8 protein-coding genes are annotated in these 9,651 nt (G+C 39.1%); 4 read left to right on the top strand and 4 right to left on the bottom strand.

The genetic code is table 11. From position 1 onward, the window contains the following. Positions 1–48: 48 nt before the first annotated feature. The 3 genes from adcAII to HMPREF2701_RS00940 all read right to left on the bottom strand — a co-directional run bounded on the left by adcAII (position 49) and on the right by HMPREF2701_RS00940 (position 3,111). On the bottom strand, positions 49–966 hold the full coding sequence (gene adcAII / locus HMPREF2701_RS00950; RefSeq protein ID WP_061590456.1) for a zinc-binding lipoprotein AdcAII: 918 nt from the start codon (positions 964–966) through the stop codon (positions 49–51). Positions 967–1,108: 142 nt separating this feature from the next. Continuing rightward, positions 1,109–2,842, bottom strand: a complete 1,734-nt coding sequence (gene ptsP / locus HMPREF2701_RS00945) for a phosphoenolpyruvate--protein phosphotransferase (protein WP_042751092.1) — start codon at positions 2,840–2,842, stop codon at positions 1,109–1,111. Positions 2,843–2,847: 5 nt separating this feature from the next. Further along, a complete protein-coding gene (locus HMPREF2701_RS00940; RefSeq protein WP_000146947.1) occupies positions 2,848–3,111 on the bottom strand; it encodes a phosphocarrier protein HPr in 264 nt (87 codons plus the stop codon). Positions 3,112–3,461: 350 nt separating this feature from the next. Here HMPREF2701_RS00940 and nrdH point away from each other — a divergent pair, with 350 nt between their 5' ends. From nrdH to HMPREF2701_RS00920, 4 genes are all read left to right on the top strand, one after another. Beyond that, entirely contained in the window at positions 3,462–3,680 is a 219-nt protein-coding gene (nrdH, locus tag HMPREF2701_RS00935) for a glutaredoxin-like protein NrdH (protein WP_000259240.1), read from the top strand. An 80-nt stretch (positions 3,681–3,760) separates the two neighbouring features. After that, entirely contained in the window at positions 3,761–5,920 is a 2,160-nt protein-coding gene (gene nrdE / locus HMPREF2701_RS00930; protein WP_070481822.1) for a class 1b ribonucleoside-diphosphate reductase subunit alpha, read from the top strand. A 195-nt stretch (positions 5,921–6,115) separates the two neighbouring features. Then, on the top strand, positions 6,116–7,078 hold the full coding sequence (gene nrdF / locus HMPREF2701_RS00925; protein WP_000451386.1) for a class 1b ribonucleoside-diphosphate reductase subunit beta: 963 nt from the start codon (positions 6,116–6,118) through the stop codon (positions 7,076–7,078). A 143-nt stretch (positions 7,079–7,221) separates the two neighbouring features. After that, the gene (locus HMPREF2701_RS00920) at positions 7,222–7,989 is read left to right on the top strand and encodes a DeoR/GlpR family DNA-binding transcription regulator (RefSeq protein ID WP_049516646.1); all 768 of its coding nucleotides are present in this window, start codon (positions 7,222–7,224) and stop codon (positions 7,987–7,989) included. A 39-nt stretch (positions 7,990–8,028) separates the two neighbouring features. Here HMPREF2701_RS00920 and lacG read toward each other — a convergent pair whose 3' ends face one another. After that, the gene (lacG, locus tag HMPREF2701_RS00915; protein ID WP_070481820.1) at positions 8,029–9,435 is read right to left on the bottom strand and encodes a 6-phospho-beta-galactosidase; all 1,407 of its coding nucleotides are present in this window, start codon (positions 9,433–9,435) and stop codon (positions 8,029–8,031) included. Positions 9,436–9,651: the final 216 nt, after the last annotated feature.

Here is a 9,651-nt window from a genome sequence, read left to right as displayed (position 1 = left end):
GCAGCTGCTGACCCAGCTAGATATTTTTTATTTATTTTCATAATCTCCTCATTTCAATTCTTCTGCTAAAATACTCATATTGTCTTCTAGGTTTTCTAGATAAGTCTTGTCATTTTGTGGGTCTGCCTCTAAAGGATTCAGAGTTTTTAGACCCACACCTGTTGATTTAACAAGAGTTTCAGCTACTTTCGAAGAAGCATTACTTTCTGTAAAAATCGTTTTAACCTTATAGGTTTTTACAAATTCCTGAATTTCTGTTAGTTGTCGTGGACTTGGTTCTTGTTCAGGAGAGATGCCTGCAATACCAAGTTGATTAAGTCCAAATCTCTTCGCTAGATAAGAAAAGGCTGTATGTTGTGTTACAAATGTCTTCTGACTCGCTTTTTCAAATTTAGGTTGGAATTTCTTAGTCAATTCTTGAGCTTTTTTGATAAAAGCTTGCGCATTTTTTTGATAAGTTTCTTTATGTTCACTATCAACCTCTGACAGTTTATCAGCGATAATCTGAGCTTCTTCTCCAGCTTTTTCAGGATCTAGCCAAGTGTGAGGGTCATAAAGCGTTTTTTCATCAACTCCATCACCTGCTTCCACATCTTCTAGACCAGGGACACGATCCAATGTCATTCCTTCTGAAGCCTCTAAAACCTTAACTTTGGATTTTTTTAGATTGGGATCCAGACTTCCTGCCCAAGATTCAAGTGTATGCGAATGGTAGACAAATACATCTGCATCATAGATGGCTGCAATATCATTTGCTGAAGGTTCGAAGGAGTGAATTCCGTTACTTGACTGAATCATTCGAACATCATTCAAGTCACCAGATACTTCCTTGACCATGGCATAGATAGGATAAAAACTGGTCACAATTTTCATCCCTTTACCTGACTGGCTTTCCTTTTGGCCACAAGCAGCTAAACACAAAAGAAAGACACTTAACAACACTAAAAACAAATTTTGTTTCTTCATAAAAACTCCTTAACTAGTTATTTAACTAGTTAATATTCTACTCCAATTTTTTTTATTGTCAAGCTTTTTATGAACTAGTTAATAGATTTTCTGATTTTAAACTATAAAAAAACCTTGCAACTAAGTTGCAAGGACTTTTCTATTAATCAAAGTTAACGTATTCTTTTTGAAGTTCAAGAACTTCTTCCATTGTTGAACACTCTGTAAGGGCACGGTTAGCGTACTCTTCCATCTTAGCAGTATCCAATTTCTTCATCAAGCTACGTGTACGAAGGACTGATGTTGCTGACATAGAGAACTCATCCAAGCCCATTCCGACAAGAAGTGGAACAGCTTTTTGGTCACCAGCCATCTCACCACACATACCAGCCCATTTACCTTCAGCGTGAGCTGCCTTGATAACGTTGTTGATCAAGCGAAGGATTGATGGGTTATATGGTTGGTAAAGGTATGAAACTTGCTCGTTCATACGGTCTGCTGCCATTGAGTATTGGATCAAGTCGTTTGTTCCAATTGACATGAAGTCTACTTCTTTTGCAAATTGGTCTGCAAGCATTGCTGCTGCAGGGATTTCAATCATGATACCAACTTGGATGTCATCCGCAACTGCAACTCCTTCAGAAAGAAGGTTTGCTTTTTCTTCTTCATAAACTGCTTTAGCTGCACGGAATTCTTTCAAGAGGGCAACCATTGGGAACATGATACGCAATTGACCATGAACAGAAGCACGAAGAAGAGCACGGATTTGTGTACGGAACATTGCATCTCCAGTTTCAGAAATAGAGATACGAAGGGCACGGAATCCAAGGAATGGGTTCATTTCGTGTGGCATATCGAAGTAAGGAAGTTCCTTATCTCCACCGATATCCATTGTACGAACAACCACTGGTTTACCATTCATTCCCTCAAGAACAGCCTTGTATGCTTCATACTGCTCATCTTCAGTTGGGAAGTCTTGAGAATCCATGTACAAGAACTCTGTACGGTAAAGTCCAACAGCTTCTGCACCGTTGTTGTTAACACCTTCAACGTCTTTTGGAGTACCGATGTTAGCAGCCAACTCGAAGTGTTTACCGTCAGCAGTTACTGTTTGAGCATCTTTCAAAAGTGCCCATTCAGCTTTTTGTTTAGCATAAGCTTCACCAGCTGCTTTAAATTCTGCCGCTTGTTCATCTGTTGGGTTGATAATCACTTCACCAGTAATTCCGTTAACGGCAAGGATATCACCGTCTTTCACTACTTCAGTGATGTTATTTGTTCCCAATACAGCTGCAATTTCAAGTGTACGTGCCATGATAGCTGAGTGGCTTGTACGTCCACCGATGTTTGTTACAAAAGCTTTTACAAAGTTTTTGTCCAATTGAGCTGTATCAGATGGTGTCAAGTCATGCGCAATTACGATTACTTCTTCATTGATAGAAGCTGGGTTTGGCAATTTCTTACCAAGAAGATTTGCCAATACACGTTTTGTCACGTCGCGGATATCCGCTGCACGTTCTTGCATATATGGGTTGTCTTCCATGCCTTCAAAGATAGTGATGAACATGTCAGTCACTTCTTTAAGACCTGCTTCAGCATTGACTTTCTTAGCACGGATTGTTTCTTTAATCTGACCAATCAATTCTGGGTCAGCAAGAACCATCAAATGAGCGTCAAAAACTTGAGCCGCTTCTTCACCAAGCGTACCTACAGCTTTCTCACGGATAAGAGAAAGCTCGTTTTGAGAAGCTTCAAGAGCTACATCCAAACGAGCCTCTTCTGCGTTTGTATCTTCGACTGAAACAGTCTCGAATGACAAATCCGGTTGAACGAGTAGATATGCTTTTGCAACTGCAACACCATCAGATGCTGCGATTCCTTTAAGCATTTCTGTCATTTTCCTTATGCCAATCCTTCTTTTTCCATTGTTTCTGAGATTGCAGCGATAGCGTCATCTGCATCTGCACCTTCAGCTGAGATAGTTACATCAGCACCTTGGCCAACACCAAGACTCATAACACCCATGATTGATTTAAGGTTAACTGATTTACCTTTGTACTCAAGAGTGATATCTGAAGCAAATTTGCTTGCAGTTTGTACCAACAATGTTGCTGGACGTGCGTGAATACCTGTTTCTGCCACTACGTGGAAATCTTTAGAAGCCATAGTTTGACTCTCCTTTTGTTCTTTCTTTTTTGAGTTATATGTGATAACCCTTACAATTTGGTATTATACCATCTTCTAGGATTTTTTTCAAGCATTTTATGGGATTTATTCGATTTCCTTTCAGATAACTTGCTGAAAATCTTCTATTCTAGATAACAAAACACAGGATATAGTTTTCCAAAAAACTACTTCTAGGATAATCATCACTATTTTACAAAACAAACACTACATATTGTGTTTTGTGAGCTTGAGTAGAAAAATAGACCACTATATTTAGTTTTAAATCATTGACAAAAATTTATTTTCTGATATACTAAGAAAGTAATCTATTTTGAAAGAGGAGTTACACAATGGTAACCGTTTATTCTAAAAACAACTGTGTCCAATGTAAAATGACCAAACGTTTCTTGGACAGTAATAATGTCGCTTATCGTGAAATCAATCTTGATGAGCAACCTGAGTACATCGATCAAGTTAAAGAGCTCGGTTTCAGCGCAGCTCCTGTTATCCAAACACCAACTGAAGTCTTTTCAGGTTTCCAACCAGGAAAACTGAAACAATTAGCATAATCTTAGTACATCATCCAGAAGAAACTGCTTCTAGGGCTAACTTAGAAGCCTTTCTTTTGTAATTAGATAAGGGAAATTTTATGGGATTAAAACATCTTGAGGACGTGACTTACTTCCGTCTCAATAACGAAATCAACCGTCCAGTTAATGGACAAATCATGCTGCATAAAGATAAGGAAGCCTTGGATGCTTTCTTTAAAGAAAATGTAGTTCCAAACACTATGGTTTTTGATTCAATCAAGGATAAAATCAACTACCTCATTGAACACAACTACATCGAAACAACTTTTATCAAGAAATACCGTCCAGAATTTTTGGAAGAATTGTCTCAATTTATCAAAGATCAAAACTTCCAATTCAAGTCTTTCATGGCTGCCTATAAGTTTTACAATCAATATGCCTTAAAGACTAATGACGGTGAATATTATCTTGAAAGCATGGAAGACCGTGTCTTCTTTAACGCCCTTTATTTCGCCGATGGCAATGAAGCTGTTGCCATCGATATTGCCAATGAAATCATCCACCAACGCTACCAACCTGCTACTCCTTCCTTCTTGAATGCTGGACGTGCTCGTCGTGGTGAATTGGTATCATGTTTCCTGATCCAAGTAACTGATGATATGAACTCTATCGGACGTTCTATCAACTCAGCTCTTCAACTTTCACGTATTGGTGGTGGTGTGGGAATTACCCTCAGCAACCTTCGTGAAGCTGGTGCACCTATCAAAGGCTATGAAGGAGCAGCTTCTGGGGTCGTTCCAGTTATGAAACTTTTCGAAGATAGCTTCTCTTACTCAAACCAATTGGGTCAACGTCAAGGTGCTGGTGTTGTCTACCTCAACGTCTTCCACCCAGATATTATCGCCTTCCTTTCAACTAAAAAAGAAAACGCCGATGAAAAAGTTCGTGTAAAGACCCTTTCACTTGGTGTTGTAGTACCCGATAAATTCTACGAATTGGCTCGTAAAAATGAAGAAATGTACCTTTTCAGCCCATACTCTGTAGAGCTTGAGTATGGTGTGCCATTCAACTACATCGACATCACTGAAAAATATGATGAATTGGTCGCAAATCCAAACATCCGCAAGACAAAAATCAAAGCACGTGATTTGGAAACGGAAATTTCCAAATTGCAACAAGAGTCTGGTTACCCTTATGTAGTCAACATTGATACGGCTAACCGTGCAAATCCTGTTGATGGTAAGATTATCATGAGTAACTTGTGTTCTGAGATTCTTCAAGTCCAAGAACCAAGCTTGATCAACGATGCTCAAGAATTCCTTCAAATGGGAACAGATGTTTCATGTAACCTTGGTTCAACCAACGTAGTCAACATGATGACTTCACCTGACTTTGGTCGTTCTATCCGTGCTATGGTTCGTGCCCTTACTTTCGTTACAGATAGTTCACACATCGTAGCTGTTCCTACCATCGACCACGGAAATAGCCAAGCTCATACCTTTGGTCTTGGTGCAATGGGACTTCACAGCTACCTTGCCCAACAATTGATTGAATATGGATCGCCTGAGTCTGTTGAATTTACAAGCATCTACTTTATGCTTATGAACTACTGGACCTTGGTAGAATCAAACAATATCGCGCGTGAACGTGGCATCACCTTCCACAACTTTGAAAAATCAGACTATGCTAACGGAAGCTACTTTGACAAGTATGTAACTGGCGAGTTTGTTCCAAAATCAAACCGTGTTAAGGAACTCTTCAAAGATGTCTTTATCCCAAGTGCTGCTGATTGGGCTGAACTTCGCGACAAGGTTCAAGCAGATGGTCTTTACCACCAAAACCGCCTTGCTGTAGCGCCAAATGGTTCTATCAGTTACATCAACGACGTTTCTGCTTCTATCCACCCGATTACGCAACGTATCGAAGAACGTCAAGAAAAGAAAATCGGTAAAATCTACTATCCTGCTGCTGGCTTGTCAACAGAAACCATTCCTTACTACACTTCTGCCTACGACATGGATATGCGTAAGGTGATTGATGTCTATGCTGCCGCAACTGAGCACGTGGACCAAGGACTTTCACTCACTCTCTTCATGCGTAGTGACATTCCAAAAGGTCTTTACGAATGGAAGAAGGAAAATAAGCAAACGACACGTGACTTGTCTATCCTTCGTAACTATGCCTTTAACAAGGGAATCAAGTCTATCTACTACGTCCGTACCTTTACAGATGATGGTGGAGAAGTCGGTGCCAACCAATGTGAAAGCTGTGTGATTTAATCTTTGCTTGAGGAAACTACTTTTTCTCAAATTAGTGATTCATTCACCCTGCTAAACTAAACTGGAATAAGCACCTATACTATGGAAAAACACAAAAGTCGGACTTCCGACTTTTTGTGCGATACTCCTCTAGAATTATGATAAAATAGAAGTAATTGTGAGTTCGCAATACTAAACACAGAAAGAGATTTCAAAATGGAAACTTACTACAAAGCCATTAACTGGAATGCCATCGAAGATGTCATCGACAAATCAACTTGGGAAAAACTGACGGAGCAATTCTGGCTTGATACACGTATTCCTTTGTCAAATGACTTGGATGACTGGAGAAAGCTATCAAATGTAGAAAAAGACTTGGTTGGAAAAGTCTTTGGTGGTTTAACCCTTCTCGACACTATGCAATCTGAAACTGGGGTTCAAGCCCTTCGCGCAGACATCCGTACACCACATGAGGAAGCTGTTTTCAATAACATCCAATTTATGGAATCTGTCCACGCTAAATCTTACTCATCAATCTTTTCTACCTTGAATACTAAGGCTGAGATTGAAGAAATTTTCGAATGGACCAATACCAATCCTTACCTACAAAAGAAGGCTGAGATCGTCAACGAAATCTACCTAAACGGTAGCCCACTTGAAAAGAAAGTTGCCAGTGTCTTCCTCGAAACCTTCCTCTTCTATTCAGGTTTCTTCACTCCCCTCTACTATCTCGGTAACAACAAGCTAGCCAACGTTGCGGAAATCATTAAATTGATTATTCGTGATGAGTCTGTTCACGGAACCTACATTGGTTACAAATTCCAACTTGGTTTTAATGAATTACCTGAAGAAGAGCAAGAAAAACTCAAAGAATGGATGTACGATCTGCTCTACACTCTTTATGAAAATGAAGAAGGCTATACAGAAAGCCTCTATGACGGTGTTGGTTGGACGGAAGAAGTTAAAACCTTCCTTCGCTACAATGCTAACAAGGCTCTCATGAACCTGGGACAAGATCCACTCTTCCCAGATTCAGCTGATGATGTCAACCCAATCGTTATGAACGGTATTTCAACAGGAACTTCTAACCACGACTTCTTCTCTCAAGTCGGAAATGGTTACCTCCTTGGTGAAGTTGAAGCCATGCAAGACGATGATTACAACTACGGTTTGGACTAATGTTATCTATTTTATAAGCAATAACAAATATCATGGTTTGTTTAAAACAACCATGATATTTTTGTTTTTGTTTTCTTTTGTTTTTTAAATTGATTGATTGAATACTTTATGATAAAATAGTAATAGAAATAGAGGTGATAACGATGTTAAAGCAAGAAAAACTAGATAATATTCTAGAAACGGTAAATACAAAGGGAACTATTACTGTAAAAGAAATCATGACTCGCTTGGATGTGTCAGATATGACTGCTAGACGCTACTTGCAAGAGTTGGCAGACAAGGATCTACTTGTTCGAGTACACGGGGGAGCTGAGAAAATTCGCACAGGTTCTATTTTAAATAATGAACGTTCCAATATTGAAAAACAAAGCTTACAAATCGCAGAAAAACAAGAAATTAGCCGTTTTGCAGGCCATTTAATTGATGAGGGTGAAACTATTTTTATCGGCCCTGGTACGACCTTAGAATCTTTTGCCCGTGAACTTCCAATTGATAATATTCGTGTTGTAACAAACAGTTTACCAGTCTTTCTCATCTTAAACGAACGAAAACTAACAGATTTGATTTTAATCGGTGGAAACTACCGCTCTATCACTGGAGCCTTTGTGGGAACACTAACCTTGCAAAACTTAGCCAATCTTCAATTTTCTAAAGCTTTCGTTAGCTGTAATGGTATTCAGGACAATGCGATTGCGACCTTTAGTGAAGAGGAAGGTGAATCTCAACGCATCGCCCTCAATAATTCCAATAAAAAATACTTACTAGCTGACCATAGTAAGTTCAATAAATTTGATTTCTATACCTTCTACAATATCTCTGATATTGATATCATCGTTTCAGATTCTAAACTGAGCAAAGAAACGTTTGAACAACTTTCAAAACAAACAAAAATTATTCTTTCTAAACCATAAAATTATCCCCACCGATTGGTGGGGATTTTTATCTAAAGTTTAATCTATAATCTGACTTTCCGCTACTTTCTTGTACCAGTGAGCTGATTTCTTAGGATAACGTTCTTGAGTTTCAAAGTCTACATAGAAGAGACCGTAACGTTTCTCATACCCGTTTGACCATGAGAAGACGTCCATCAATGACCAGATGAAGTATCCTTTGACATTTGCACCATCAGCAATCGCATCAGATAAGACCTCTAAGTGTTGTTTGACATAATCAATACGGCCATCATCATAAACAGTGTTATCAACGAACTCATCTTTATACCCTAGACCATTTTCAGTGATGTAAATCTTCTTGTAGTTAGGATAATCTTTCTTCACACGCATGATTTGGTCATACAAACCTTGAGGGTAGATAATCCAATCCCAGTCTGTACGTGGTACATAATCAGGAGCTACACGACGACCAACACCTTTGATTTGGTACTTAGAGCTTCCTTTCTCACCCTTACCATTATGGATAATTTCAGTTTCTCCATCAAATGCTTCCATCCAGTCACTCATATAGTAGTTGATTCCTAGGAAATCATTCAAGTCTTTTGCAGCTTCTAATGCTGTGAAATCTTCTTCACGAATATCCAAGCTACCACCATTGACTGATAAGATATGGTTAACACCTTCCATCGTTTCATCTGAATAGCGACCTAGATAAGTTGCATCCAAAATAAATTTATTGTGAATAATATCTTCCAACTCAGCTGCACGAACATCTGCTGGATTTTTAGGATCTAAAGGATACTTGGTTGGCAAAGCATGAACAACACCAATTTCACCTTTATAGCCTTTATCTTTATATAGCTTGACTGCACGCGCATGAGAAACCATCATATTGTGGTGCGATTGGAAAACTTTGGCAAGGTCGTACTGAATACCTGGAGGGAATTTCCCAACCAAGTATTGACCATCACCGATTGGTCCAATTTCATTGAATGTTGTCCAATAGTTTACTTCTGGAAATTCTTCAAAACAGAAGGCAGCGTAATCTACAAAGTGTTCGATATTTTCACGGTTTAAGAAGTCGCCATTTGAGTGGAGAGCTTCTGGTGTGTCAAAGTGATGAAGAGTTACAAAGGGCTCAACGTGACGTTTGTGACACTCTGCAAATAGATTATGATAAAACTCAACACCTTTAGCATTTACTTGACCGTAACCAGTCGGGAAAATACGTGACCAAGCAATAGAAATTCGAATACCATTAACACCATACTCTTCTGCTAGCTTGAGGTCAACTGGATATCGATTGTAAAAGTCACTGGCTGGTTCTGCAGTGTACCAGTAATTATCTTCAAGATATTTATCCCACGCAACTGGTCCTTTTCCATCAGTATGTGTAGCACCTTCTGCTTGATAGGCAGCTGTTGCGCCACCGAAAATAAAGTCTTTTGGTAATGTTTTTGTCATACTTTTCACCTATTTCTTGTTTTAAATAAAGTAAAAGTGAGAGGAGAGGAGTCAGTGAGCCATCCTTCTCCATCTCACTTCTTGTACCAAGTCACCAAATTGTGACATGAGGAGGTAAAAACGATGTCTTTTTACCGACGAATTAATAAGGCGATTAGGAAATTCGCCATAGCGATTTCCGTAACGATAGAAGACTATTTCAGAGTCCCTAGCCTT

Source organism: Streptococcus sp. HMSC077D04 (assembly GCF_001808785.1).
In the GTDB taxonomy this organism is placed as follows: Bacteria; Bacillota; Bacilli; order Lactobacillales; family Streptococcaceae; genus Streptococcus; species Streptococcus mitis_BX.
The sequence above is the reverse complement of the archived record's forward strand: the minus strand, read 5'-3'. Positions and strand labels throughout refer to the sequence as shown.

Bases quoted from the DNA above. Each gene is read 5' to 3' on its own strand.
- nrdF (WP_000451386.1), top strand. From the start codon at position 6,116: ATGGAAACTTACTACAAAGCCATTAACTGGAATGCCATCGAAGATGTC.
- nrdH (WP_000259240.1), top strand. From the start codon at position 3,462: ATGGTAACCGTTTATTCTAAAAACAACTGTGTCCAATGTAAAATGACC.
- adcAII (WP_061590456.1), bottom strand. From the start codon at position 966: ATGAAGAAACAAAATTTGTTTTTAGTGTTGTTAAGTGTCTTTCTTTTG.
- ptsP (WP_042751092.1), bottom strand. From the start codon at position 2,842: ATGACAGAAATGCTTAAAGGAATCGCAGCATCTGATGGTGTTGCAGTT.
- lacG (WP_070481820.1), bottom strand. From the start codon at position 9,435: ATGACAAAAACATTACCAAAAGACTTTATTTTCGGTGGCGCAACAGCT.
- HMPREF2701_RS00920 (WP_049516646.1), top strand. From the start codon at position 7,222: ATGTTAAAGCAAGAAAAACTAGATAATATTCTAGAAACGGTAAATACA.
- nrdE (WP_070481822.1), top strand. From the start codon at position 3,761: ATGGGATTAAAACATCTTGAGGACGTGACTTACTTCCGTCTCAATAAC.
- HMPREF2701_RS00940 (WP_000146947.1), bottom strand. From the start codon at position 3,111: ATGGCTTCTAAAGATTTCCACGTAGTGGCAGAAACAGGTATTCACGCA.